We start from the raw sequence: 22273 nt of genomic DNA on the forward strand, positions 1-22273 counted from the left end.
GAGGTTACGGCGGTCGGAGGTCGAGGCCGGTCTTGGCGATGAGGCTGTCAATGAGGCCGGGTCGGTACTGCATCCGTTTGAGCCGGGTCTTCACCAGCGTGGTGAGCTGGCTGAGGCTGTGTTTGGTGAGGTTGGCCAGTGACCGTTTCAGGTGTGACCAGACACCCTCGACCGGGTTGAACTCGGGTGAGTACGGAGGCAGCTGGTAACCGGTCAGCGCGAATCGAGCTTGTAGCGGGCACCACCGGGCCCCTTGGCACCAAGGCCTGCCGACCTCCCGAAGCCAGCGCCCGCGGCCAGCGGTTCACCGACATCCGGGTCACCCTGAATTGCCGGGCCACCTCCCGGTCACTGGCCCCGGCCTCGATCAGATCAGCGGCCGCCAGCCGGACCCGCTCACGCCGAACTCGCTCCTCAGCCGTCAGCCCTCCGCCATCGGGACACCTCATCCCTACGGCATAGCGCGACCCACGGCAGCCGTCACGGCCGCACATAACCCGCACCCTTAAAGATCTCTAGCCGTCTAGCCGTCTAGCCGTCTAGCCGTCTAGCCGTCATTCCGCAGGACGCGTACCGCGCGGTCGAACGCCGAGTCGCGCTTCTCGGTGAACTCCTCCTTTGTGAACACCGGTTCGGTCAGGTGGGGCGGGATGCCCGTGCCGTCGTAGGTCCGGCCCGACCGGTTCAGGAACTCCTCGTTCGGGAGGATCGCCGTCATGCCGTTGGGCAGAGTGCGCTGCATGACATCGGAGAACACACCCTGGGTCGGCTGCCCGATACGGACCGTGCCGCCCGGCCGGTCGATCAGGGCCTGGGTGAAGGTCTCACCCGCGCTGACGGTCGTGCCCGAGGTCAGTACGGCGATGGGCCCGGTGTAGCGGGGCCCGTCGGCCGGTACGACCCGGATGGGCTCGGGGCGGGTGTGCCGGTCCGGGTCGGTGGGGTGGTTGCGGGCGCGCTTGGCGTAGGCGACGTAGGGCCTGTGGGTGAGGCGCTCGGCGAGGGGGATGCCGAGGGCGTCGGAGCCGCCGCCGTTGATGCGCAGGTCGATGATCAGGCCCTTGAGGCGCCGGGTGCGGTCCGTGGTGAGGACGGCGTCCAGGGCCTTGTCCAGCTCGGCGAGGTGGGCGGGGTAGGGGGCGTCCTCGGCGGTGTAGCCGGCGAAGCCGGAGATGCGGAGGTAGCCCTGGGCCGCGCCGCCGGGGAGGTCGGCGTAGGTGATCCGGCCGTTGGCGAAGTCCTGGCGGTACGGGGCGCCCTCGAGGTCGCGCTCGGTGATGAACTTCTTGACCCTGGCGTCGAGTTGAGGGCTGGGCATCTCGGTGCCGGGACGCACCTGGGCGAAGACCCGGTCCCCGTCCAGGACGGCGACATGGGCGTCGTACAACGGCCGGACCATGTCGCTGAAGATCCGGAAGAGCTCCTCACGGCTGGTGTCCGAGTGGACCTTCGGCCGGTACCGGTGGCGCATGTCCTGCCAGTCCACACGCTTCGCCGCGAAGAAGGGGTAGTTCTCGGCGAAGGAGTGCCAGAAGACGTCGAAGGCGGCGCGGGGATCCTTGGGGGAGGGCCGGGTGCAGTCGGCCGGCAGTTTCTGGATCCGCCGTAGCGAGCGGTGCCCGACCGAGGTGTCGTAACCGAGAGTGGCGCGGCTCCCGCCGGGGCCTGGCCGGACGGTCAGTGTGGTGCCGTCTCCGGCCGCGTACGTGCCGGGGGCGGTCCGGCGGGCCGTGTCGCCCTCGATGCAGCTGACGGACGTCGTCTGGAACTCCTGGAGGGTGTCGCCGTCGAGGGAGAGGACGGTGCCGTAGCCGTCCATGCGCCAGAGGCCGTCGGTACCCGGCCTGCCGGGGGTGGAGACGGCCGTGGCGGGCACTGCGGCTGCTGCGGCGAGGGCCAGGACCAAGGCGGTGGCGGTGGCGGTGGCGGTGCGCATGGTGAATCCCCCGGTGGTGTGGTCGGTGGTGTGCCCCTACGGTGCCCGGGGGAGCGGGGGCGGGCCATCCGGTGGGCCGGTGGACGGGGGTGGGGGTGGCCCCCGGAACGGATATGGAGCCGGGGCGGCAACTACAGTGCGGATCACCCCAAACCGCCTTCCGGGCGGGGATCCGCTTGCGGACGCGGACATCGACTTCGTCACCCATCCCGACCGCCCGGCACCTCCGAAGGGCTCACCGTTTGACGAACTCGTCGGAACGCACGGCCTGATCGCCTGGCGGTCCGCGAACCACCTGACCAAGCTTGTCAGGGCCGGAATGATTAATAACAAGAGCAGCAGGTGTTCCCGCCCAAGTGCGACGGGTGACGGGAGGGGGAGGAAAGACCGGTCATGGCGTCCGGATGGGACTGGGAGAGCGGCGAGGGTCTGTTGGGTATCGACGACCCCGCCGAGGTGGATGCGGCCTTCGAGCGTGGCGAGCGTTCTCTCGGGACGGCGGTTATCGGGCTGGCCTTCAACTGCTCGCTGGAGGATGCGTCGCCCCGGATCGTCCGGGCGATGCGGCTGCCGGACGTCACTCAGCGCTCGTTCGCGTTCACCGCGGCCGGTACAGCGGCACGAATCAACGGCGAGCTGACGCCAGAGCTCTACGCCGCGCTGCGGGCGGAAGGCCCCGGCCGCAAGGGGTTCGCTGTGAACGCCATCGACGACACCCTCGACTATGTGCCGTTCCGGCAGCTGCCGTTGTGGCTGAAAGCGTGGAAGGCCGTGTCAAAGGTCCAGGACAAGCTGGAGACCTGGCGGCTGGAGGCCGCCTACGCGGTCAGTGACGCCTGGAAGGCTCTGCGGCGGCGCTGACAGAAAGAACGTACGCCTCTCGGCGATCCCCAGCTCCCGGTCGGCACGGTACATGGGCCGGATCGAGCAGGGCCGATCTTCAGCCGGCCCGGTTGCCCAGGCGTGCGGCGGGTCCTCCACCTGTCGGTTCTGCCGCGGTCGGCGCTCGACGCGCCCGGCGGGGAAGGTAGGCCACCGGGCCCACGACGCAGAACCGGAGCGACTCATCGAGGGGGAGAGGTCCGGGTTCGTCCGGCCGGGCGTTTGACCTTCGTCACCCCCGGGGTATTCTCCTCGGCTCGATTGGCGTCGGCCCTGCCCCATATGGCAGACTGTCCGAGTTGCTCGGTCGAGTGTTGATGCTGCGCGCCTCCCGCCGGGGGGACCGGAAGCGAGTCCCACAGTACTCGTCGCCCTAACTGCCTCACGGCAGCGCTGGGGCGGACGTACGGGAATCTTCCGGGAAGTGTCAGTGCGGCACCGACCAGGCACCCGGTGGGCCTTCGCCCCCGGCCTGCGGTTCCGGAAAGGCCGTGTGCATTCCCAGCAGGGATGTTCGAACAAGGGACATCTGTGTCAGCGGGAGCGCGACACGCCCGACCGCGTGGGTCGGAGAAGCGAAGGCAGCAGAAGGAATCCGCCGGGTTCCAGAGCGTAAGAGAGACAGGACTACTGAGTAGCCATGGCGGGACAGAAGATCCGCATCCGGCTCAAGGCCTACGACCACGAAGTCATCGACTCTTCGGCCAAGAAGATCGTCGAGACGGTGACGCGCACTGGTGCGTCGGTCGCGGGCCCGGTGCCGCTGCCCACTGAGAAGAACGTGTACTGCGTCATCAAGTCGCCGCACAAGTACAAGGACTCGCGCGAGCACTTCGAGATGCGCACGCACAAGCGCCTGATCGACATCCTCGACCCGACCCCCAAGACCGTTGACTCTCTGATGCGACTCGACCTCCCGGCCGGTGTCGACATCGAGATCAAGCTCTGAGGCCGGTGATCTGAACGATGGCTAAGCAGATCAAGGGCATCCTGGGCGAGAAGCTCGGCATGACGCAGGTGTGGGACGCGAACAACCGTGTTGTTCCGGTCACCGTCGTCAAGGCCGGCCCCAACGTCGTCACCCAGGTCCGTACGAACGACACCGACGGCTACGAGTCCGTCCAGATCGCGTTCGGCGAGATCGACCCGCGCAAGGTGAACAAGCCCCTCAAGGGCCACTTCGCCAAGGCCGACGTCACTCCCCGCCGCCACCTCGTCGAGATCCGTACCGCTGACGCCAGCGAGTACACCCTCGGCCAGGAGATCACCGCTGAGGTGTTCGAGGCCGGCATCAAGGTCGACGTGACCGGCAAGAGCAAGGGCAAGGGCTTCGCCGGTGTCATGAAGCGTCACAACTTCAAGGGCCTCGGCGCCGGACACGGCACCCAGCGCAAGCACCGCTCCCCCGGTTCCATCGGTGGCTGCGCCACCCCGGGCCGTGTGTTCAAGGGCCTCCGCATGGCGGGTCGCATGGGCAACGAGCGAGTCACCACCCAGAACCTGACCGTCCACGCCGTTGACGCGGAGAAGGGTCTGCTGCTCATCAAGGGCGCGGTTCCCGGTCCGAACGGCGGCCTCGTCCTGGTCCGCACCGCGGCCAAGGGGGCCTGAGGTACCGATGAGCACTGTTGACATCCTTTCGCCTGCAGGCGAGAAGACCGGTAGCGTCGAGCTCCCCGCGGAGATCTTCGGCGTGGAGAAGATCAGCATTCCGCTGATCCACCAGGTCGTCGTCGCGCAGAACGCCGCTGCCCGCCAGGGCACGCACAAGACCAAGCGTCGCGGTGAAGTCCGTGGTGGCGGCAAGAAGCCGTACCGCCAGAAGGGCACCGGTCGCGCCCGTCAGGGCTCGACCCGCGCGCCGCAGTTCGCCGGTGGTGGCGTCGTGCACGGTCCCGTGCCGCGTGACTACTCGCAGCGGACGCCCAAGAAGATGAAGGCTGCCGCGCTGCGTCACGCCCTCACCGACCGGGCCCGCCACAACCGCATCCACGTCGTCTCCGGCGTCGTCGAGGGTGAGAACCCGTCGACGAAGGCCGCCAAGACGCTGTTCGGCAAGATCTCGGAGCGCAAGAACCTGCTCCTGGTCGTCGACCGCGCCGACGAGGCCGCGTGGCTGTCCGCCCGCAACCTGCCCCAGATCCACATCCTGGAGCCGGGCCAGCTGAACACGTACGACGTTCTCGTCTCGGACGACGTGGTCTTCACCCAGGCCGCCTTCGAGTCCTTCGTGTCCGGCCCGAAGGCCAATGACACCGAAGGGAGCGAGGTCTGATGGCTATCCGTCACCCCGCTATCGCCTCCAAGGCGGCGAAGAAGGCCAAGGCCGCGCGCGTCGCCAAGGCGCGCCGCCACGCCGCCGAGGGCAAGAACACTGTCGAGACCCCGCTGAGCAAGTCCTTCACGGACCCCCGTGACGTGCTGCTCAAGCCGGTCGTCTCCGAGAAGAGCTACGCGCTCCTCGACGAGGGCAAGTACACGTTCATCGTCGCCCCGAACGCCAACAAGACCCAGATCAAGCAGGCCGTGCAGTCGGTCTTCTCGGTCAAGGTCACCGGGGTCAACACGATCAACCGCCAGGGCAAGCGCAAGCGGACCCGCACGGGCTTCGGCCAGCGCGCGTCCACCAAGCGCGCGATCGTGACCCTCGCTGAGGGCGACCGTATCGACATCTTCGGCGGTCCGACCGCCTGAGGGCGGTCCGGATCGTCCGATATCGGACGAGGACTGAGAAATGGGAATCCGCAAGTACAAGCCGACTACGCCGGGCCGTCGTGGCTCGAGCGTCGCCGACTTCGTCGAGGTCACGCGGTCCACGCCGGAGAAGTCGTTGGTCCGCCCCCTGCACAGCAAGGGTGGCCGTAACAACTCCGGTCGTGTGACCGTCCGCCACCAGGGTGGTGGCCACAAGCGCGCCTACCGCGTGATCGACTTCCGTCGTCACGACAAGGACGGCGTGCCGGCGAAGGTCGCGCACATCGAGTACGACCCCAACCGCACCGCGCGCATCGCGCTGCTGCACTACGCCGACGGCGAGAAGCGCTACATCCTCGCCCCGCGCAACCTGCAGCAGGGTGACCGCGTCGAGAACGGTCCCGGGGCCGACATCAAGCCGGGCAACAACCTTGCCCTGCGCAACATCCCGGTCGGTACCACGCTGCACGCCATCGAGCTGCGTCCGGGCGGCGGCGCGAAGTTCGCCCGCTCCGCCGGCGCCTCCGTGCAGCTGCTCGCGAAGGAGGGCTCCATGGCCCACCTGCGCATGCCGTCCGGTGAGATCCGCCTGGTCGACGTGCGCTGCCGCGCCACCGTCGGCGAGGTGGGCAACGCCGAACAGAGCAACATCAACTGGGGTAAGGCGGGCCGTAAGCGCTGGCTGGGCGTTCGCCCGACCGTGCGTGGTGTGGTCATGAACCCGGTGGACCACCCGCACGGTGGTGGCGAGGGCCGTACCTCGGGTGGTCGTCACCCGGTGTCCCCGTGGGGCAAGAAGGAAGGCCGTACTCGTTCGCCCAAGAAGGCGTCGAACAAGTACATCGTCCGCCGCCGCAAGACGAACAAGAAGCGCTAAGGACGGGTTGAGATGCCTCGTAGCTTGAAGAAGGGGCCCTTCGTCGACGACCACCTGATCAAGAAGGTGGACGCCCAGAACGAAGCCGGCACCAAGAACGTCATCAAGACCTGGTCCCGTCGCTCGATGATCGTGCCGGCCATGCTCGGCCACACGCTCGCGGTGCACAACGGCAAGACCCACATTCCGGTGTTCGTCACCGAGTCGATGGTCGGCCACAAGCTCGGCGAGTTCTCGCCGACCCGCACCTTCCGGGGACACGTCAAGGACGACCGGAAGTCGAAGCGCCGCTAAGCGCGGGGTGGAATGACCATGACAGACACTGGAAGGACAACCATGGAAGCCAGGGCCCAGGCGCGGTACATCCGCGTCACGCCCATGAAGGCCCGCCGCGTGGTGGACCTCATCCGTGGCCTCAACGCCACGGAGGCTCAGGCGGTCCTGCGTTTCGCCCCGCAGGCCGCGAGCGTGCCGGTCGGCAAGGTGCTTGACAGCGCCATTGCCAACGCCGCGCACAACTACGACCACACCGATGTCGACAGCCTCTACATCTCCGAGGCGTACGTCGACGAGGGTCCGACCCTGAAGCGGTTCCGTCCGCGGGCCCAGGGCCGTGCCTACCGGATCCGCAAGCGGACCAGCCACATCACCGTGGTCGTCAGCAGCAAGGAAGGAACCCGGTAATGGGCCAGAAGGTAAACCCGCACGGGTTCCGGCTCGGTGTCACGACCGACTTCAAGTCGCGTTGGTACGCCGACAAGCTGTACAAGGACTACGTCAAGGAAGACGTCGCCATCCGTCGGATGATGACGTCCGGCATGGAGCGCGCCGGCATCTCCAAGGTCGAGATCGAGCGCACCCGTGACCGCGTGCGTGTGGACATCCACACCGCTCGTCCGGGCATCGTCATCGGCCGCCGCGGCGCCGAGGCCGACCGCATCCGCGGTGACCTCGAGAAGCTCACCGGCAAGCAGGTCCAGCTGAACATCCTCGAGGTCAAGAACCCCGAGACCGACGCTCAGCTGGTTGCCCAGGCCGTCGCCGAGCAGCTCTCCTCCCGCGTCTCCTTCCGCCGTGCCATGCGCAAGAGCATGCAGTCGGCGATGAAGGCCGGCGCCAAGGGCATCAAGATCCAGTGCGGTGGCCGCCTCGGTGGCGCCGAGATGTCCCGCTCGGAGTTCTACCGCGAGGGCCGTGTGCCCCTGCACACGCTCCGCGCGAACGTGGACTACGGCTTCTTCGAGGCCAAGACGACCTTCGGCCGCATCGGCGTGAAGGTCTGGATCTACAAGGGCGACGTCAAGAACATCGCCGAGGTCCGCGCCGAGAACGCTGCGGCCCGTGCGGGTAACCGCCCGGCCCGTGGCGGCGCCGACCGCCCGGCCCGTGGTGGCCGTGGTGGCGAGCGTGGCGGGCGCGGTCGCAAGCCGCAGCAGGCTGCCGGCGCCGAGGCCCCCAAGGCCGAGGCTCCCGCCGCCGCTCCGGCTGAGAGCACCGGAACGGAGGCCTGACCGTCATGCTGATCCCCCGTAGGGTCAAGCACCGCAAGCAGCACCACCCCAAGCGCAACGGCATGTCCAAGGGTGGCACGCAGGTTGCGTTCGGCGAGTACGGCATCCAGGCGCTGACCCCGGCCTACGTGACGAACCGCCAGATCGAGGCGGCTCGTATCGCGATGACCCGCCACATCAAGCGTGGCGGCAAGGTCTGGATCAACATCTACCCGGACCGCCCCCTCACCAAGAAGCCCGCCGAGACCCGCATGGGTTCCGGTAAGGGTTCTCCTGAGTGGTGGATCGCCAACGTCAAGCCCGGACGTGTGATGTTCGAGCTGTCGTACCCCAACGAGAAGATCGCGCGCGAGGCCCTGACCCGTGCGGCTCACAAGCTGCCGATGAAGTGCAAGATCGTCAAGCGCGAGGCAGGTGAAGCGTGATGTCGGCCGGTACCAAGGCGTCGGAGCTGCGCGAGCTGGGCAACGAGGAGCTCCTCAACAAGCTCCGCGAAGCCAAGGAAGAGCTGTTCAACCTCCGCTTCCAGGCGGCGACGGGTCAGCTCGAGAACCACGGTCGGCTCAAGGCCGTCCGCAAGGACATCGCGCGGATCTACACCCTGATGCGTGAGCGCGAGCTGGGCATCGAGACGGTGGAGAGCGCATGAGCGAGAGCAACGTGACTGAAGAGACCAAGACGGACCGCGGTTTCCGCAAGACCCGCGAGGGCCTGGTCGTCAGCGACAAGATGGACAAGACCGTCGTCGTCGCCGTCGAGGACCGCGTCAAGCACGCGCTGTACGGCAAGGTCATCCGCCGTACGAGCAAGCTCAAGGCCCACGACGAGCAGAACGCCGCGGGTGTCGGCGACCGTGTCCTCCTCATGGAGACCCGGCCGCTGTCCGCGACCAAGCGCTGGCGCGTCGTCGAGATCCTCGAGAAGGCCAAGTAATCCCTCCTAGGGGGACCCCCTAGGCATCGTTCCGCCAGGCTCGGGGCGGGTGCGTGACTCGCGCACCCGCCCCGGGAACCGGCAGACAATCAGGAGATAGACGTGATCCAGCAGGAGTCGCGACTGCGTGTCGCCGACAACACTGGTGCGAAGGAGATCCTTTGCATCCGTGTGCTCGGTGGCTCCGGTCGCCGCTACGCGGGTATCGGTGACGTCATCGTCGCCACCGTCAAGGACGCGATCCCCGGCGGCAACGTGAAGAAGGGTGACGTCATCAAGGCGGTCATCGTTCGCACCGTCAAGGAGCGCCGCCGTCCGGACGGCTCGTACATCCGCTTCGACGAGAACGCCGCCGTCATTCTCAAGAACGACGGCGACCCTCGTGGCACCCGTATCTTCGGCCCGGTCGGCCGGGAGCTGCGCGAGAAGAAGTTCATGAAGATCATCTCGCTCGCGCCGGAGGTGCTGTAAGCATGAAGATCAAGAAGGGCGACCTGGTCCAGGTCATCACCGGTAAGGACAAGGGCAAGCAGGGCAAGGTCATCGCGGCCTTCCCCCGTGAGGACCGTGTCCTGGTCGAGGGTGTCAACCGGGTCAAGAAGCACACCAAGGCCGGTCCGACGGCTCGCGGTTCGCAGGCCGGCGGCATCGTCACCACCGAGGCGCCGATCCACGTCTCCAACGTCCAGCTGGTCGTGGAGAAGGACGGCAACAAGGTCGTGACCCGCGTCGGTTACCGCTTCGACGACGAAGGCAACAAGATCCGCGTTGCCAAGCGGACGGGTGAGGACATCTGATGGCTACCACCACCACTCCGCGTCTGAAGCAGAAGTACCGCGACGAGATCACGGGCAAGCTGCGTGACGAGTTCAAGTACGAGAACGTCATGCAGATCCCCGGTCTCGTCAAGATCGTGGTCAACATGGGTGTGGGCGACGCCGCCCGCGACTCCAAGCTGATCGAGGGCGCCATCCGCGACCTCACCACGATCACCGGTCAGAAGCCGGCCGTCACCAAGGCTCGCAAGTCCATCGCGCAGTTCAAGCTGCGTGAGGGCCAGCCGATCGGTGCCCACGTCACGCTCCGTGGCGACCGCATGTGGGAGTTCCTGGACCGCACCCTGTCGCTCGCGCTGCCGCGCATCCGCGACTTCCGCGGCCTGTCCCCCAAGCAGTTCGACGGCCGTGGCAACTACACCTTCGGTCTCACGGAGCAGGTCATGTTCCACGAGATCGACCAGGACAAGATCGACCGCACCCGGGGTATGGACATCACCGTGGTGACCACGGCGACCAACGACGCTGAGGGCCGCGCGCTCCTTCGTCACCTCGGCTTCCCCTTCAAGGAGGCGTGAGCGAGATGGCGAAGAAGGCTCTGATCGCTAAGGCTGCTCGCAAGCCCAAGTTCGGTGTGCGTGGCTACACCCGCTGCCAGCGCTGCGGCCGCCCGCACTCCGTGTACCGCAAGTTCGGCCTGTGCCGCGTGTGCCTTCGTGAGATGGCTCACCGTGGCGAGCTGCCGGGCGTGACCAAGAGCTCCTGGTAATCCCCCAAATAAGGGATTTGCAGGACTCTCGGTAAGCATCTGGGGCGGCAGGACGCCCAGCCCACATGCCTTAGGCTTGTGGGGTTGGGCGTCTGCCGCCGCCCTTACGACTTACTACGCCGTAGGTCCACCGCGCCGCACCCGTCCCGTCTCGGATCGGGGAGAGGGATGGCGCACCAGGAAACCCCGGCGAGAGAGGCCACAGGCCAATTCATGACCATGACTGATCCGATCGCAGACATGCTGACGCGTCTGCGGAACGCGAACTCGGCGTACCACGACTCTGTGACGATGCCGGCGTCCAAGATCAAGTCGCACATCGCGGAGATCCTCCAGCAGGAGGGCTTCATCACGGGCTGGAAGGTCGAGGACGCCGAGGTCGGCAAGAACCTCGTCCTGGAGCTGAAGTTCGGCCCCAACCGTGAGCGCTCCATCGCGGGCATCAAGCGGATCTCCAAGCCCGGTCTCCGGGTGTACGCGAAGTCCACCAACCTGCCGAAGGTTCTGGGCGGCCTGGGCGTGGCCATCATCTCCACGTCGCACGGGCTCCTGACCGACAAGCAGGCGCAGAAGAAGGGCGTGGGTGGGGAAGTCCTCGCCTACGTCTGGTAATTCGGGAACGGAGGAGAGACAGCAATGTCGCGTATCGGCAAGCTCCCCATCCCGGTTCCCGCCGGCGTGGACGTCACCATCGACGGCCGTACGGTCGCGGTCAAGGGCCCCAAGGGCGAACTGACCCACACCGTCATCGCGCCGATCGACATCGCCAAGGCCGAGGACGGCACCCTTCAGGTGCTGCGGCCCAACGACGAGCGGCAGAGCAAGGCCCTGCACGGCCTGTCCCGCACGCTGGTGGCGAACATGATCACCGGTGTGACCCAGGGATACGTCAAGAAGCTCGAAATCAGCGGTGTCGGTTACCGTGTCGTGGCGAAGGGCTCCAACCTGGAGTTCTCCCTCGGCTACAGCCACCCGATCCTGGTCGAGGCCCCCGAGGGCATCACCTTCAAGGTGGAGTCCCCGACCCGTTTCTCGGTCGAGGGCATCGACAAGCAGAAGGTCGGCGAGGTTGCGGCCAACATCCGCAAGCTGCGCAAGCCCGACCCGTACAAGGCCAAGGGCGTCAAGTACGAGGGCGAAGTCATCCGCCGCAAGGTCGGAAAGGCGGGTAAGTAAGCCATGGCATACGGACAGAAGATCCTTAAGGGCGACGCCTACAAGCGCGCCGCGATCAAGCGCCGCCACATCCGGATCCGTAAGCACATCAACGGTACGGCGGAGCGTCCGCGTCTGGTCGTTACCCGCTCGAACCGCCACATCGTGGCCCAGGTGATCGACGACATCAAGGGTCACACCCTGGCGTCGGCGTCCACCCTGGACACCTCGATCCGCGGTGGCGAGGGCGACAAGTCCGCGCAGGCCAAGCAGGTCGGCGCCCTGGTCGCCGAGCGCGCCAAGGCCGCCGGTGTCGAGGCCGTCGTGTTCGACCGTGGTGGTAACCAGTACGCGGGGCGCATCGCCGCCCTGGCGGACGCCGCCCGCGAGGCCGGACTCAAGTTCTGAGTCGGTTCCGTAGCTAGCGGAAACAGAGAGAGGTAATTCCAATGGCTGGACCCCAGCGCCGCGGTGGCGGTGCCGGTGGCGGCGAGCGGCGGGACCGGAAGGGCCGTGACGGCGGCGCTGCTGCCGCCGAGAAGACCGCGTACGTTGAGCGCGTCGTCGCGATCAACCGCGTCGCCAAGGTTGTGAAGGGTGGTCGTCGCTTCAGCTTCACCGCGCTGGTCGTGGTGGGCGACGGTGACGGCACCGTGGGTGTCGGATACGGCAAGGCCAAGGAGGTGCCGGCCGCCATCGCCAAGGGTGTTGAGGAGGCCAAGAAGCACTTCTTCAAGGTCCCCCGCATCCAGGGCACCATCCCGCACCCGATCACGGGCGAGAAGGCCGCGGGCGTCGTCCTGCTCAAGCCTGCTTCCCCCGGTACCGGCGTTATCGCCGGTGGTCCGGTGCGTGCCGTGCTCGAGTGCGCCGGCGTGCACGACATCCTGTCGAAGTCGCTCGGCTCGTCGAACGCGATCAACATCGTGCACGCGACCGTGGAGGCCCTGAAGGGCCTGCAGCGTCCCGAGGAGATCGCGGCCCGCCGCGGTCTGCCGCTCGAGGACGTCGCTCCCGCGGCTCTGCTGCGTGCGCGTGCCGGGGCTGGTGCTGCGTAATGGCTCAGCTCAAGATCACGCAGACGAAGTCGTACATCGGCAGCAAGCAGAACCACCGTGACACCCTGCGCTCCCTTGGTCTCAAGGGCATCAACACGCAGGTCGTCAAGGAGGACCGCCCCGAGTTCCGCGGCATGGTGCACACCGTCCGCCACCTCGTGACGGTCGAGGAGGTCGACTGATCATGGCGGAGAACAACCCGCTCAAGATCCACAACCTCCGTCCCGCCCCGGGCGCCAAGACCGCCAAGACCCGTGTGGGTCGTGGTGAGGCGTCGAAGGGTAAGACGGCCGGTCGTGGTACCAAGGGCACGAAGGCCCGTTACCAGGTTCCGGAGCGCTTCGAGGGTGGGCAGATGCCCCTCCACATGCGTCTTCCGAAGCTGAAGGGCTTCAAGAACCCGTTCAAGACCGAGTACCAGGTCGTGAACCTCGACAAGCTGGCCTCCCTCTACCCCGAGGGTGGCGAGGTCACCGTCGAGGGCCTGGTGGCCAAGGGTGCCGTTCGCAAGAACAGCCTCGTCAAGGTCCTCGGCCAGGGCGAGATCTCCGTGGCGCTGCAGGTGACGGTCGACGCCGTCTCCGGCTCCGCCAAGGAGAAGATCACCGCCGCCGGCGGTTCCGTCACCGAGCTCGTCTGAACACCACAGGCGTCTCGATGACCTGAGCGATCCCGACCGGGGATACCCCACATATGGGGTATCCCCGGTTGGTCGTTCCTAGGGCGGCAGTCTCGCCGGTAAGGTGGCCTGCACTGCCCTCTTTTCACAGGGTGCTTCACTTCCGGCACTCTGAGCGGCAGTTGACCGTTACCTATTCGTCGAACCTCAAGACCGTCACCCTTGACGCAGTTGCGCGGGGGTCGCAGGAGGCACCGTGCTCACCGCGTTCGCCCGGGCGTTCAAGACGCCCGACCTGCGCAAGAAGCTGCTCTTCACGCTCGGCATCATCGTGGTCTACCGGGTCGGTACCCACGTACCGATCCCAGGCGTCGACTACCGGAACGTCCAGACCTGTATCGACAACGCCCAGGCCAACCAGGGCCTCTTCGGCCTGGTCAACATGTTCAGTGGCGGCGCGCTGCTGCAGATCACGATCTTCGCGCTGGGCATCATGCCGTACATCACGGCGAGCATCATTCTGCAGCTGCTGACCGTGGTGATCCCGCGTCTGGAAGCCCTGAAGAAGGAGGGCCAGGCCGGTACGGCGAAGATCACGCAGTACACCCGTTACCTGACGATCGCCCTCGCCATTCTCCAGGGCACCGGCCTCGTCGCCACCGCCCGCAGCGGCGCGCTGTTCCAGGGCTGCCCGGTGGCCAGCCAGATCGTCCCGGACCAGTCGATCTTCGTCACCATCACCATGGTCATCACGATGACCGCCGGTACGGCGGCCGTGATGTGGCTCGGTGAGCTGATCACCGACCGCGGCATCGGCAACGGCATGTCGATCCTGATGTTCATCTCGATCGCCGCCACCTTCCCGTCCGCGCTGTGGGCCATCAAGCAGGAGGGCTCCCTGGCCGGTGGCTGGATCGAGTTCGGCACGGTCATCCTGGTCGGCTTCGCCATGGTCGGCCTGGTGGTCTTCGTCGAGCAGGCCCAGCGCCGCGTCCCGGTCCAGTACGCCAAGCGCATGATCGGCCGACGTTCCTACGGCGGTACGTCCACCTACATCCCGCTCAAGGTGAACCAGGCGGGTGTGATCCCCGTCATCTTCGCCTCGTCGCTGCTTTACATCCCGGCGCTGATCGCTCAGTTCTCCGGAGGCAAGTCGGACTGGAAGATCTGGATCGAGCAGAACCTCGCGGATCCGAAGGCCCCGTCGCACCTCGTCCTGTACTTCCTCCTGATCGTTTTCTTTGCGTTCTTCTATGTGGCGATCTCGTTCAACCCCGAGGAAGTCGCCGACAACATGAAGAAGTATGGTGGCTTCATCCCGGGCATCCGGGCTGGCCGACCGACCGCTGAGTACCTGAGCTACGTACTCAACCGGATCACCTGGCCGGGTTCGCTGTACTTGGGGCTGATCGCTCTCGTGCCGACGATGGCGTTGGCTGGTTTCGGGGCGAACCAGAACTTCCCGTTCGGCGGGACCAGCATCCTGATCATCGTGGGTGTCGGTCTCGAGACCGTGAAGCAGATCGAGAGCCAGCTCCAGCAGCGCAATTACGAAGGGTTCCTCCGCTGATGCGTATCGTCCTCGTCGGGCCGCCTGGCGCCGGTAAGGGAACGCAGGCCGCGTTCCTGGCCAGAAACCTGTCGATCCCGCACATCTCCACGGGCGACCTGTTCCGGGCCAACATCAGTCGGCAGACGGAACTCGGCAAACTGGCGAAGTCCTACATGGACGCGGGCAACCTGGTGCCCGACGAGGTCACCATCGCCATGGCGAAGGACCGCATGGAGCAGCCGGACGCCGAGAACGGCTTCCTGCTGGACGGCTTCCCCCGCAACGTGTCGCAGGCCGAGGCGCTCGACGAACTGCTCGAGACCGAGAGCATGCAGCTCGACGCGGTGCTGGACCTGGAGGTCCCCGAGGACGAGGTGGTCAAGCGCATCGCCGGCCGCCGCATCTGCCGGAACGACTCCTCGCACGTCTTCCACGTGACGTACAAGCAGCCGGCCAAGGAAGGCGTCTGCGACGTCTGCGGCGGCGAGCTGTACCAGCGCAACGACGACTCCGAGGAGACGGTCCGTACGCGCCTGGAGGTCTACCACACGCAGACCGAGCCGATCATCGACTACTACAAGGCCCAGGGCCTGGTGGTCACGATCTCGGCGCTCGGCAAGGTGGAGGACGTCACGACGCGCGCCATGGAGGCGCTGAAGCGTGGCGAGGACGACAAGTAGTCGTCCGTGCACAGCTACGGCCGCGGTTCCCCTCGGGGGGCCGCGGCTGCTGCATGGACGGGGCCCGGCGCGCGGCCCCGTATCGTTGAAGGCGTCCGCAGTCGCCCGAGGTCAGAAAGGCCGTAGTCCCCATGGTGCAGATCAAGACCCCCGAGCAGATCGCCAAGATGCGTGAGGCGGGGCTTGTCGTCGCAGCCATCCACGCGGCGACCCGTGAGGCCGCCGTGCCCGGGGCCACGACGAAGGATCTGGACCAGGTCGCCCGCAAGGTGCTCGCCGAGCACAACGCCAAGCCGAACTTCCTCGGCTACGGCGGCTTCCCGGCGACGATCTGCACGTCCGTGAACGAGGTCGTCGTCCACGGCATCCCCTCCGACGACGTCGTCCTCAAGGACGGGGACGTCATCTCCATCGACTGCGGCGCGATCATCGACGGCTGGCACGGCGACGCCGCCTTCACGGCCTTCGTGGGCTCCGGTCACTCCCCGGAGCTGGTCGAGCTCTCCCGGGTGACCGAGGAGTCGATGTGGGCCGGCATCGCGGCCATGAAGCAGGGCAACCGGCTGGTCGACGTCTCCCGGGCCATCGAGACGTACATCCGCCGCCAGCCGAAGCCGGGCGGCGGCAAGTACGGGATCATCGAGGACTACGGCGGCCACGGCATCGGCACCGAGATGCACATGGACCCGCACCTGCTGAACTACGTCGACCGGCGGCGCGGCAAGGGCCCGAAGCTGGTGCCCGGGTTCTGCCTCGCGATCGAGCCGATGGTGTCGCTGGGGACGCCCAAGACGGAGGTCCTCCAGGACGACTGGACCGTCATCACCACGGACGGCACCTGGTCGTCCCACTGGGAGCACTCGGTCGCGCTGACCGAGGAGGGCCCGCTGGTGCTGACGTCTCCCGACGGGGGCAAGGCGAAGCTCGCCGAGCTGGGGATCACCGCCGCGCCGGATCCGCTGGGCTGATCGCCCTACGGGCGCGGCGGTCCGGTCGCCGGGCGGCTGCGGGTCGCGTCGTGCTCGCTCGCGCAGTTCCCCGCGCCCCTGACGGGGCGCGCTTAAAGCTGTCTCCGGTGGGGCAGACTTCCCCGATTCGTGTTTCCGAGGGCCCTGTCGTAGACTGACTCGTCGGCTCTTGTGTACCCGCATGTCTGCATGCGCTCGCACAGAGACGATCAAGGTAGTCGATTCGAAGGGCGAAGCGTGGCCAAGAAGCAAGGTGCCATCGAGATCGAGGGCACTGTCGTCGAGTCTCTTCCGAACGCCATGTTCAAGGTCGAGCTCCAGAACGGCCACCAGGTCCTGGCACACATCAGCGGCAAGATGCGCATGCACTACATCCGCATCCTCCCTGACGACCGGGTCGTGGTGGAGCTGTCTCCGTACGACCTGACGCGTGGCCGGATCGTCTACCGCTACAAGTAGATCTTGCCTGTGCCCCGCCGCCGCGTGCGGTGGGACTGCCGGCACTGACCCGGAGAACCTCAACATGAAGGTCAAGCCGAGCGTCAAGAAGATCTGCGACAAGTGCAGGGTGATCCGCCGTCACGGCCGGGTCATGGTCATTTGCGACAACCCGCGCCACAAGCAGCGCCAGGGCTGACGCACGACCGATCCCTCTGCATCCATCGCAGGGTTTCGCGCGACGCAAGCTGAATTTGTTCATACGCAGGACCCAGACGGACCCCGTCCGTCTGACACCCCCGGTTCGGAGGCTGGGGACCCAGTTCGTACCTGGTACGGCGGCTGGGAGTCGGTTCTGCGGAAGACCTCCGACAAGCAACTGGAGCCATTGAATGGCACGCGTTTCCGGTGTTGACATCCCGCGCGAAAAGCGCGTGGAGATCGCCCTCACCTACGTGTTCGGCATCGGCCGGACTCTGTCCCAGCAGACGCTGGCCGCCACCGGCGTGGACCCGAACACCCGTGTTCGGGACCTCTCCGAGGAGCAGCTGGTCGCGATCCGCGAGTACGTCGACAACAACATCAAGACCGAGGGTGACCTCCGTCGCGAGATCCAGGCCGACATCCGCCGCAAGGTCGAGATCGGTACCTACCAGGGTCTGCGTCACCGTCGTGGTCTGCCCGTCCGCGGTCAGCGCACCAGCACCAACGCTCGTACCCGCAAGGGTCCGCGTCGCGCCATCGCCGGCAAGAAGAAGCCGGGCAAGAAGTAGTCCACAGCGGACGCCTGTCCACGGTCTTCGCTGTAGGACCGACCACCTCCCGTAGGAGTTATAGATGCCCCCCAAGGGTCGTCAGGGCGCTGCCAAGAAGGTGCGCCGCAAGGAAAAGAAGAACGTCGCTCACGGCCACGCGCACATCAAGAGCACGTTCAACAACACGATCGTCTCGATCACGGACCCGTCCGGCAACGTGATCTCCTGGGCCTCCGCCGGCCACGTCGGCTTCAAGGGCTCCCGGAAGTCCACGCCGTTCGCCGCGCAGATGGCCGCCGAGTCGGCTGCCCGCCGCGCCCAGGAGCACGGCATGCGCAAGGTCGACGTGTTCGTGAAGGGCCCGGGTTCCGGTCGTGAGACCGCGATCCGCTCCCTGCAGGCCACGGGCCTCGAGGTCGGCTCCATCCAGGACGTCACCCCGACCCCGCACAACGGCTGCCGTCCGCCGAAGCGCCGCCGCGTCTGACGCGACGCCTTCGGGTTCACGGTTTCCGGGCGGTACGGCTCCGTAAAAGGGCCGTATCGCCCGTACCCTTGCAGTACCCGTCCCATTTCGCCGGGGACGGTTCACGTCGGGTGTCAAATAGCGGGCGCCCACGACTGAAGGATCTGATCCACACATGCTGATCGCTCAGCGTCCCTCGTTGACCGAAGAGGTCGTCGACGAATTCCGCTCCCGGTTCGTGATCGAGCCGCTGGAGCCGGGCTTCGGTTACACCCTCGGCAACTCCCTGCGCCGGACCCTCCTCTCCTCGATCCCGGGTGCGGCGGTCACGTCCATCCGCATCGACGGCGTGCTGCACGAGTTCACCACCGTGCCGGGCGTCAAGGAGGACGTCACCGACCTGATCCTCAACATCAAGCAGCTGGTCGTCTCCTCGGAGCACGACGAGCCGGTCGTGATGTACCTGCGCAAGCAGGGCCCGGGTCTGGTCACCGCCGCCGACATCGCGCCCCCGGCCGGTGTCGAGGTCCACAACCCCGACCTCGTCCTCGCCACGCTCAACGGCAAGGGCAAGCTGGAGATGGAGCTCACGGTCGAGCGTGGCCGCGGTTACGTCTCCGCCGTGCAGAACAAGCAGGTGGGCCAGGAGATCGGCCGTATCCCGGTCGACTCCATCTACAGCCCCGTGCTGAAGGTCACGTACAAGGTCGAGGCGACCCGTGTCGAGCAGCGCACCGACTTCGACAAGCTGATCGTCGACGTTGAGACCAAGCAGGCGATGCGTCCCCGTGACGCCATGGCCTCCGCCGGTAAGACCCTGGTCGAGCTGTTCGGTCTCGCCCGCGAGCTGAACATCGACGCCGAGGGCATCGACATGGGCCCGTCCCCCACGGACGCCGCCCTGGCCGCCGATCTGGCGCTGCCGATCGAGGAGCTCGAGCTCACCGTTCGGTCGTACAACTGCCTCAAGCGTGAGGGCATCCACTCCGTGGGTGAGCTCGTGGCGCGGTCCGAGGCGGACCTGCTCGACATCCGCAACTTCGGTGCGAAGTCGATCGACGAGGTCAAGGCGAAGCTGGCCGGCATGGGCCTGGCCCTCAAGGACAGCCCGCCCGGATTCGACCCGACCGCCGCCGCCGACGCCTTCGGCGCGGACGACGACGCGGACGCCGGGTTCGTCGAGACCGAGCAGTACTGAGAGCTCGGACCTTCCGGTCCGTACTCGGGTGCGGGTGCGCTGCGCTTGATCGCGCGGTTCCCCGCGCCCCTTCCGGACGACAGTCCCTTCGGGCTTGTCGTCCGGATCTCCGACAGGCGACCGCCTGCTCGGATACTGACCCCGGTACCTGATACGGCCGGGGCAGACACCTAGGAGAACACCATGCCGAAGCCCACCAAGGGTGCCCGTATGGGCGGCAGCGCCGCGCACGAGAAGCTGCTCCTCGCGAACCTCGCGAAGTCGCTCTTCGAGCACGGTCGCATCACCACCACCGAGGCGAAGGCGCGCAAGCTGCGTCCGTACGCCGAGCGTCTGGTCACCAAGGCGAAGAAGGGCGACCTTCACAACCGCCGTCAGGTGCTCCAGGTCATCACGGACAAGAGCGTCGTCCACACGCTCTTCACCGAGATCGGCCCGCGCTACGAGAACCGTCCGGGTGGCTACACCCGCATCACCAAGATCGGCAACCGCCGTGGCGACAACGCGCCCATGGCCGTCATCGAGCTGGTCGAGGCGCTGACGGTGGCGCAGGAGGCGACGGGCGAGGCCGAGGCCGCGACCAAGCGTGCCGCGAAGGACAACGAGGCTGCCGAGGCCCAGGTCGACACGACCAAGGCCGAGGACACCGAGGAGTCCAAGGACGCGTAAGCGTCTGCCGGGGACTGACGGTCGGCGGCTTGCGGTTCGCCGTGGTTGTTCGCGCAGTTCCCCGCGCCCCTGAAGGGCGTCGTGAGCGGGTCCGTTCCCTTTCGAGGGGGCGGGCCCGTCTTCGTGTGGGTGAGAGGATCCTGGGGTGAGTGAGGAAGTAGCACCCGGTCACGTCCGGGTCCGGCTCGATCTGTCGTACGACGGGAGTGAGTTCTCCGGGTGGGCCAAGCAGGCCGGGGGGCGGCGGACCGTGCAGGGGGAGATCGAGGACGCCCTGCGGACCGTGACACGGTCGCGGGAGACGTACGAGCTGACCGTCGCGGGGCGTACGGACGCCGGGGTGCACGCCCGGGGGCAGGTCGCTCATGTCGATCTGCCGCGTGAGGTGTGGTCGGAGCACCACCAGAAGCTGCTGAAGCGGCTCGCCGGACGGCTGCCCCGGGACGTACGCGTCTGGGCCCTCAGGGAGGCGCCCCCCGGGTTCAACGCCCGCTTCTCGGCCGTCTGGAGGCGGTACGCGTACCGGGTGACCGACAACCCCGGAGGCGTCGACCCGCTGCTGCGCGGCCATGTGCTGTGGCACGACTGGCCCCTCGACGTGGAGGCCATGAACGAGGCCGCCCGCGGGCTGCTGGGCGAGCACGACTTCGCCGCCTACTGCAAGAAGCGCGAGGGCGCCACCACCATCCGCACGCTCCAGGAGCTGAGCCTGGTGCGGGGGGACGACGGGATCATCACCGCCACCGTGCGGGCCGACGCCTTCTGCCACAACATGGTGCGTTCGCTCATCGGGGCGCTGCTGTTCGTGGGCGACGGGCACCGCCCGGCCGAGTGGCCGGGGAAGGTGCTGGCGGCCGGTGTGCGGGACTCGGCCGTGCACGTCGTGCGGCCGCACGGTCTGACGCTGGAGGAGGTCGGTTACCCGGCCGACGAACTGCTCGCCGCGCGCAGCAAGGAGGCGCGCAACAAGCGGTCGTTGCCGTCGGCGGGCTGCTGCTGACGTCCGCTCACTCGTCGGCCGCGGCCGAGGCCTGGGCTTCGCCGCGGCGGCGGATCTGGTTGAACGTGAACTGGCCCAGGTCGTCACCGGTCTTGTAGACCGGGGTGTCCTTGGGCGTGACGTCCTTGCCGTTGGTGAAGCCCGCGTTGGTGAAGTAGGCGTAACGGCCGTAGGAGTTGGTCGTCGTGCGGCAGAAGCCGGATTCGCAGAAGGGCTTCACACCGCCGCCGGACAGCGACCTGACGAAGCTCTGCTTGGTGCTCTGGCCCTTGGCCTTGGCGGCCTGCGCCTCGGTGTCGAAGACGGCCACGCCGACCGTGACCGCGACGCCGTCCTTGACGTAGGTGACGCGTATCAGACGGGTGCAGTCGTTCGCGGTGAGGATCTTGGGGAGCGTGCCTCCGGCCGCCGAGGCGCAGTTCCGCGTGTCCGCCGTGGGGCCCTTCTTGTAGACCGTCTCGCCCATGGTGAGCTGGGTGCCGGGGAAGAGGGTCGCCGGGCTGAGCGGGGCCGTGTCCTTCTTCGCGCTGGCGATGAAGTCCTCGGGGTCCAGCGGGGGAGGGGCGCTGGTCGGGGCGAACGACGGGGCCGAGGCGGACTGGCTCGGGATGTCGGCCGAGGGCAGCGAGGTCGGATTGCCCTGCTTGTCGCCACCGGCCGAGACGACGGCCACCGCGACCGCGGTGCCGATCGCGACGGTGGCGAACGCGCCGCCGCCGATCAGCAGCAGCCGGCGCCGCCTGTTGCGGGCCTCGGAGGCCTCAGCGAGCGCCGCCCAGTCCGGGGACTGGCCGCCCCCGCTGCTCCAGGGCTGCTGCGACTGCGGTTTCCAGGGATCCCACTGGGACTGAGGTCCCCCCTGCTGCCCATAGCTCATGGGCCGCATCTTAGACGGGACAAGGGGTGTGCTGGTCCGCCCGGATCGGGGCTCCAGCCCCTAGCGTTCCTCCCATGCGCACGGTCAAAGGCGACATCTCCGGGTGGTTGGGGCGACTGCTGCCGGCCGTGGTGCCGCTGGCCTGTCTGCTCGCCTGGCAGGGCCTCGGGGCCGGGGTGTGGCCGTCGGTCGTGATGGGGGTGCTGGGGGCGGGCCGTCGTCCGCGCGGGGGCCGGTCCGTGGTGCGGTGGTGCGCGGCCGTCGCCGTCGACGCGCTGCTCTCGGTGGTCGTCCCCTGGGTGCGGCCGGTGCGGCGGCGGACGCTGCGCAGGGCCGTGACGCTCTGTGCCGTCCTGTACGTGTCCGTGACCGAGCGGCTGCGCTGACACCGCGTTTTGACCCTTGTGCCGTACCCCGGTATTCTGCTTGTTCGTTGTGTATTGGCTTGCTCATTCTCACG

General features: G+C 67.3%; 35 protein-coding genes and 1 pseudogene. 33 read left to right on the forward strand and 3 right to left on the reverse strand.

Annotated elements, in window-relative coordinates:
- Positions 1 to 4: 4 nt before the first annotated feature.
- Both AC0665_RS01330 and AC0665_RS01335 read right to left on the reverse strand, forming a co-directional pair.
- A pseudogene (locus AC0665_RS01330) lies at positions 5 to 449 on the reverse strand (transposase).
- A gap of 98 nt (positions 450 to 547) precedes the next feature.
- Entirely contained in the window at positions 548 to 1936 is a 1389-nt protein-coding gene (locus AC0665_RS01335) for a S41 family peptidase (protein ID WP_478605199.1), read from the reverse strand.
- A 393-nt stretch (positions 1937 to 2329) separates the two neighbouring features.
- Between AC0665_RS01335 and AC0665_RS01340 the strand changes: the two genes are divergently transcribed.
- From AC0665_RS01340 to truA, 32 genes are all read left to right on the forward strand, one after another.
- Positions 2330 to 2797 carry a hypothetical protein gene (locus AC0665_RS01340; protein WP_478605197.1) on the forward strand — a complete coding sequence of 156 codons (468 nt, stop codon included), beginning with the start codon at positions 2330 to 2332 and terminating at the stop codon, positions 2795 to 2797.
- A gap of 661 nt (positions 2798 to 3458) precedes the next feature.
- Positions 3459 to 3767, forward strand: coding sequence for a 30S ribosomal protein S10 (gene rpsJ / locus AC0665_RS01345; RefSeq protein WP_003948644.1), 309 nt, complete (start codon positions 3459 to 3461; stop codon positions 3765 to 3767).
- 17 nt (positions 3768 to 3784) lie between these two features.
- On the forward strand, positions 3785 to 4429 hold the full coding sequence (gene rplC / locus AC0665_RS01350) for a 50S ribosomal protein L3 (RefSeq protein WP_102909540.1): 645 nt from the start codon (positions 3785 to 3787) through the stop codon (positions 4427 to 4429).
- 7 nt (positions 4430 to 4436) lie between these two features.
- Positions 4437 to 5093 carry a 50S ribosomal protein L4 gene (gene rplD / locus AC0665_RS01355; RefSeq protein ID WP_361308544.1) on the forward strand — a complete coding sequence of 219 codons (657 nt, stop codon included), beginning with the start codon at positions 4437 to 4439 and terminating at the stop codon, positions 5091 to 5093.
- Positions 5093 to 5512, forward strand: a complete 420-nt coding sequence (gene rplW, locus AC0665_RS01360; protein ID WP_283973837.1) for a 50S ribosomal protein L23 — start codon at positions 5093 to 5095, stop codon at positions 5510 to 5512. The genes rplD and rplW overlap by 1 nt, the downstream gene beginning before the upstream one ends.
- A gap of 40 nt (positions 5513 to 5552) precedes the next feature.
- Entirely contained in the window at positions 5553 to 6389 is an 837-nt protein-coding gene (gene rplB / locus AC0665_RS01365; protein ID WP_145867745.1) for a 50S ribosomal protein L2, read from the forward strand.
- A gap of 12 nt (positions 6390 to 6401) precedes the next feature.
- Complete coding sequence (rpsS, locus tag AC0665_RS01370; protein ID WP_003992359.1) at positions 6402 to 6683, forward strand: 30S ribosomal protein S19; 282 nt, start codon at positions 6402 to 6404, stop codon at positions 6681 to 6683.
- A gap of 42 nt (positions 6684 to 6725) precedes the next feature.
- Positions 6726 to 7073: a 50S ribosomal protein L22 gene (rplV, locus tag AC0665_RS01375; RefSeq protein WP_010036727.1), complete on the forward strand. Its 348-nt coding sequence runs from the start codon at positions 6726 to 6728 to the stop codon at positions 7071 to 7073.
- Entirely contained in the window at positions 7073 to 7900 is an 828-nt protein-coding gene (rpsC, locus tag AC0665_RS01380; protein ID WP_030839666.1) for a 30S ribosomal protein S3, read from the forward strand. The genes rplV and rpsC overlap by 1 nt, the downstream gene beginning before the upstream one ends.
- A gap of 5 nt (positions 7901 to 7905) precedes the next feature.
- Entirely contained in the window at positions 7906 to 8325 is a 420-nt protein-coding gene (gene rplP, locus AC0665_RS01385; RefSeq protein WP_003992362.1) for a 50S ribosomal protein L16, read from the forward strand.
- Entirely contained in the window at positions 8325 to 8549 is a 225-nt protein-coding gene (gene rpmC, locus AC0665_RS01390) for a 50S ribosomal protein L29 (RefSeq protein WP_010036720.1), read from the forward strand. The genes rplP and rpmC overlap by 1 nt, the downstream gene beginning before the upstream one ends.
- On the forward strand, positions 8546 to 8833 hold the full coding sequence (gene rpsQ, locus AC0665_RS01395) for a 30S ribosomal protein S17 (RefSeq protein WP_030839660.1): 288 nt from the start codon (positions 8546 to 8548) through the stop codon (positions 8831 to 8833). The genes rpmC and rpsQ overlap by 4 nt, the downstream gene beginning before the upstream one ends.
- A 102-nt stretch (positions 8834 to 8935) precedes the next feature.
- Positions 8936 to 9304, forward strand: a complete 369-nt coding sequence (gene rplN, locus AC0665_RS01400) for a 50S ribosomal protein L14 (protein WP_003992364.1) — start codon at positions 8936 to 8938, stop codon at positions 9302 to 9304.
- Between the two features lie 2 nt (positions 9305 to 9306).
- On the forward strand, positions 9307 to 9630 hold the full coding sequence (gene rplX, locus AC0665_RS01405; RefSeq protein ID WP_003992365.1) for a 50S ribosomal protein L24: 324 nt from the start codon (positions 9307 to 9309) through the stop codon (positions 9628 to 9630).
- Complete coding sequence (rplE, locus tag AC0665_RS01410; RefSeq protein WP_283973836.1) at positions 9630 to 10187, forward strand: 50S ribosomal protein L5; 558 nt, start codon at positions 9630 to 9632, stop codon at positions 10185 to 10187. The genes rplX and rplE overlap by 1 nt, the downstream gene beginning before the upstream one ends.
- Before the next feature lie 5 nt (positions 10188 to 10192).
- Positions 10193 to 10378, forward strand: a complete 186-nt coding sequence (locus tag AC0665_RS01415; RefSeq protein ID WP_003948630.1) for a type Z 30S ribosomal protein S14 — start codon at positions 10193 to 10195, stop codon at positions 10376 to 10378.
- 213 nt (positions 10379 to 10591) lie between these two features.
- Complete coding sequence (gene rpsH / locus AC0665_RS01420) at positions 10592 to 10990, forward strand: 30S ribosomal protein S8 (RefSeq protein ID WP_030839654.1); 399 nt, start codon at positions 10592 to 10594, stop codon at positions 10988 to 10990.
- Positions 10991 to 11014: 24 nt separating this feature from the next.
- Positions 11015 to 11554 carry a 50S ribosomal protein L6 gene (gene rplF, locus AC0665_RS01425; protein WP_003992368.1) on the forward strand — a complete coding sequence of 180 codons (540 nt, stop codon included), beginning with the start codon at positions 11015 to 11017 and terminating at the stop codon, positions 11552 to 11554.
- Positions 11555 to 11557: 3 nt separating this feature from the next.
- Positions 11558 to 11941, forward strand: a complete 384-nt coding sequence (gene rplR / locus AC0665_RS01430; RefSeq protein ID WP_007494754.1) for a 50S ribosomal protein L18 — start codon at positions 11558 to 11560, stop codon at positions 11939 to 11941.
- A 41-nt stretch (positions 11942 to 11982) separates the two neighbouring features.
- Positions 11983 to 12591 (forward strand): 30S ribosomal protein S5, encoded by a 609-nt coding sequence (rpsE, locus tag AC0665_RS01435; protein ID WP_013001409.1) that lies wholly within the window; start codon positions 11983 to 11985, stop codon positions 12589 to 12591.
- On the forward strand, positions 12591 to 12773 hold the full coding sequence (rpmD, locus tag AC0665_RS01440; RefSeq protein ID WP_005481207.1) for a 50S ribosomal protein L30: 183 nt from the start codon (positions 12591 to 12593) through the stop codon (positions 12771 to 12773). Before rpsE ends, rpmD begins: the two co-directional genes overlap by 1 nt.
- A gap of 2 nt (positions 12774 to 12775) precedes the next feature.
- A complete protein-coding gene (rplO, locus tag AC0665_RS01445) occupies positions 12776 to 13231 on the forward strand; it encodes a 50S ribosomal protein L15 (RefSeq protein WP_363118608.1) in 456 nt (151 codons plus the stop codon).
- Between the two features lie 235 nt (positions 13232 to 13466).
- The gene (secY, locus tag AC0665_RS01450) at positions 13467 to 14780 is read left to right on the forward strand and encodes a preprotein translocase subunit SecY (protein WP_468406681.1); all 1314 of its coding nucleotides are present in this window, start codon (positions 13467 to 13469) and stop codon (positions 14778 to 14780) included.
- On the forward strand, positions 14780 to 15442 hold the full coding sequence (locus AC0665_RS01455; protein ID WP_478605195.1) for an adenylate kinase: 663 nt from the start codon (positions 14780 to 14782) through the stop codon (positions 15440 to 15442). The genes secY and AC0665_RS01455 overlap by 1 nt, the downstream gene beginning before the upstream one ends.
- Positions 15443 to 15573: 131 nt before the next feature.
- On the forward strand, positions 15574 to 16410 hold the full coding sequence (map, locus tag AC0665_RS01460; RefSeq protein ID WP_468406687.1) for a type I methionyl aminopeptidase: 837 nt from the start codon (positions 15574 to 15576) through the stop codon (positions 16408 to 16410).
- 237 nt (positions 16411 to 16647) lie between these two features.
- Complete coding sequence (gene infA, locus AC0665_RS01465; RefSeq protein WP_003948620.1) at positions 16648 to 16869, forward strand: translation initiation factor IF-1; 222 nt, start codon at positions 16648 to 16650, stop codon at positions 16867 to 16869.
- A gap of 64 nt (positions 16870 to 16933) precedes the next feature.
- The gene (gene rpmJ / locus AC0665_RS01470; protein WP_003974245.1) at positions 16934 to 17047 is read left to right on the forward strand and encodes a 50S ribosomal protein L36; all 114 of its coding nucleotides are present in this window, start codon (positions 16934 to 16936) and stop codon (positions 17045 to 17047) included.
- 193 nt (positions 17048 to 17240) lie between these two features.
- Positions 17241 to 17621 carry a 30S ribosomal protein S13 gene (gene rpsM, locus AC0665_RS01475; protein ID WP_004984507.1) on the forward strand — a complete coding sequence of 127 codons (381 nt, stop codon included), beginning with the start codon at positions 17241 to 17243 and terminating at the stop codon, positions 17619 to 17621.
- A gap of 64 nt (positions 17622 to 17685) precedes the next feature.
- Complete coding sequence (rpsK, locus tag AC0665_RS01480) at positions 17686 to 18090, forward strand: 30S ribosomal protein S11 (RefSeq protein WP_003956432.1); 405 nt, start codon at positions 17686 to 17688, stop codon at positions 18088 to 18090.
- A gap of 154 nt (positions 18091 to 18244) precedes the next feature.
- Entirely contained in the window at positions 18245 to 19267 is a 1023-nt protein-coding gene (locus tag AC0665_RS01485) for a DNA-directed RNA polymerase subunit alpha (protein WP_003966937.1), read from the forward strand.
- Positions 19268 to 19450: 183 nt separating this feature from the next.
- Entirely contained in the window at positions 19451 to 19936 is a 486-nt protein-coding gene (rplQ, locus tag AC0665_RS01490) for a 50S ribosomal protein L17 (RefSeq protein ID WP_478507426.1), read from the forward strand.
- Between the two features lie 145 nt (positions 19937 to 20081).
- Entirely contained in the window at positions 20082 to 20936 is an 855-nt protein-coding gene (gene truA / locus AC0665_RS01495) for a tRNA pseudouridine(38-40) synthase TruA (protein WP_363118601.1), read from the forward strand.
- Positions 20937 to 20943: 7 nt separating this feature from the next.
- On the opposite strand, the gene AC0665_RS01500 is transcribed toward truA, so the two are convergent.
- Entirely contained in the window at positions 20944 to 21813 is an 870-nt protein-coding gene (locus tag AC0665_RS01500) for a hypothetical protein (protein ID WP_468635504.1), read from the reverse strand.
- A 74-nt stretch (positions 21814 to 21887) separates the two neighbouring features.
- Between AC0665_RS01500 and AC0665_RS01505 the strand changes: the two genes are divergently transcribed.
- Positions 21888 to 22199: a hypothetical protein gene (locus tag AC0665_RS01505; protein WP_478605190.1), complete on the forward strand. Its 312-nt coding sequence runs from the start codon at positions 21888 to 21890 to the stop codon at positions 22197 to 22199.
- The last annotated feature ends 74 nt before the right edge of the window (positions 22200 to 22273 follow it).

It is taken from the genome of Streptomyces sp. NPDC043685 (assembly GCF_056436585.1).

Coding starts and splice junctions, on each gene's coding strand:
- AC0665_RS01335 (WP_478605199.1), bottom strand. CDS start 1,936: ATGCGCACCGCCACCGCCACCGCCACCGCCTTGGTCCTGGCCCTCGCC.
- AC0665_RS01340 (WP_478605197.1), top strand. CDS start 2,330: ATGGCGTCCGGATGGGACTGGGAGAGCGGCGAGGGTCTGTTGGGTATC.
- rpsJ (WP_003948644.1), top strand. CDS start 3,459: ATGGCGGGACAGAAGATCCGCATCCGGCTCAAGGCCTACGACCACGAA.
- rplC (WP_102909540.1), top strand. CDS start 3,785: ATGGCTAAGCAGATCAAGGGCATCCTGGGCGAGAAGCTCGGCATGACG.
- rplD (WP_361308544.1), top strand. CDS start 4,437: ATGAGCACTGTTGACATCCTTTCGCCTGCAGGCGAGAAGACCGGTAGC.
- rplW (WP_283973837.1), top strand. CDS start 5,093: ATGGCTATCCGTCACCCCGCTATCGCCTCCAAGGCGGCGAAGAAGGCC.
- rplB (WP_145867745.1), top strand. CDS start 5,553: ATGGGAATCCGCAAGTACAAGCCGACTACGCCGGGCCGTCGTGGCTCG.
- rpsS (WP_003992359.1), top strand. CDS start 6,402: ATGCCTCGTAGCTTGAAGAAGGGGCCCTTCGTCGACGACCACCTGATC.
- rplV (WP_010036727.1), top strand. CDS start 6,726: ATGGAAGCCAGGGCCCAGGCGCGGTACATCCGCGTCACGCCCATGAAG.
- rpsC (WP_030839666.1), top strand. CDS start 7,073: ATGGGCCAGAAGGTAAACCCGCACGGGTTCCGGCTCGGTGTCACGACC.
- rplP (WP_003992362.1), top strand. CDS start 7,906: ATGCTGATCCCCCGTAGGGTCAAGCACCGCAAGCAGCACCACCCCAAG.
- rpmC (WP_010036720.1), top strand. CDS start 8,325: ATGTCGGCCGGTACCAAGGCGTCGGAGCTGCGCGAGCTGGGCAACGAG.
- rpsQ (WP_030839660.1), top strand. CDS start 8,546: ATGAGCGAGAGCAACGTGACTGAAGAGACCAAGACGGACCGCGGTTTC.
- rplX (WP_003992365.1), top strand. CDS start 9,307: ATGAAGATCAAGAAGGGCGACCTGGTCCAGGTCATCACCGGTAAGGAC.
- rplE (WP_283973836.1), top strand. CDS start 9,630: ATGGCTACCACCACCACTCCGCGTCTGAAGCAGAAGTACCGCGACGAG.
- AC0665_RS01415 (WP_003948630.1), top strand. CDS start 10,193: ATGGCGAAGAAGGCTCTGATCGCTAAGGCTGCTCGCAAGCCCAAGTTC.
- rpsH (WP_030839654.1), top strand. CDS start 10,592: ATGACCATGACTGATCCGATCGCAGACATGCTGACGCGTCTGCGGAAC.
- rplF (WP_003992368.1), top strand. CDS start 11,015: ATGTCGCGTATCGGCAAGCTCCCCATCCCGGTTCCCGCCGGCGTGGAC.
- rplR (WP_007494754.1), top strand. CDS start 11,558: ATGGCATACGGACAGAAGATCCTTAAGGGCGACGCCTACAAGCGCGCC.
- rpsE (WP_013001409.1), top strand. CDS start 11,983: ATGGCTGGACCCCAGCGCCGCGGTGGCGGTGCCGGTGGCGGCGAGCGG.
- rpmD (WP_005481207.1), top strand. CDS start 12,591: ATGGCTCAGCTCAAGATCACGCAGACGAAGTCGTACATCGGCAGCAAG.
- rplO (WP_363118608.1), top strand. CDS start 12,776: ATGGCGGAGAACAACCCGCTCAAGATCCACAACCTCCGTCCCGCCCCG.
- AC0665_RS01455 (WP_478605195.1), top strand. CDS start 14,780: ATGCGTATCGTCCTCGTCGGGCCGCCTGGCGCCGGTAAGGGAACGCAG.
- map (WP_468406687.1), top strand. CDS start 15,574: ATGGTGCAGATCAAGACCCCCGAGCAGATCGCCAAGATGCGTGAGGCG.
- rpmJ (WP_003974245.1), top strand. CDS start 16,934: ATGAAGGTCAAGCCGAGCGTCAAGAAGATCTGCGACAAGTGCAGGGTG.
- rpsM (WP_004984507.1), top strand. CDS start 17,241: ATGGCACGCGTTTCCGGTGTTGACATCCCGCGCGAAAAGCGCGTGGAG.
- rpsK (WP_003956432.1), top strand. CDS start 17,686: ATGCCCCCCAAGGGTCGTCAGGGCGCTGCCAAGAAGGTGCGCCGCAAG.
- AC0665_RS01485 (WP_003966937.1), top strand. CDS start 18,245: ATGCTGATCGCTCAGCGTCCCTCGTTGACCGAAGAGGTCGTCGACGAA.
- rplQ (WP_478507426.1), top strand. CDS start 19,451: ATGCCGAAGCCCACCAAGGGTGCCCGTATGGGCGGCAGCGCCGCGCAC.
- AC0665_RS01500 (WP_468635504.1), bottom strand. CDS start 21,813: ATGAGCTATGGGCAGCAGGGGGGACCTCAGTCCCAGTGGGATCCCTGG.
- AC0665_RS01505 (WP_478605190.1), top strand. CDS start 21,888: ATGCGCACGGTCAAAGGCGACATCTCCGGGTGGTTGGGGCGACTGCTG.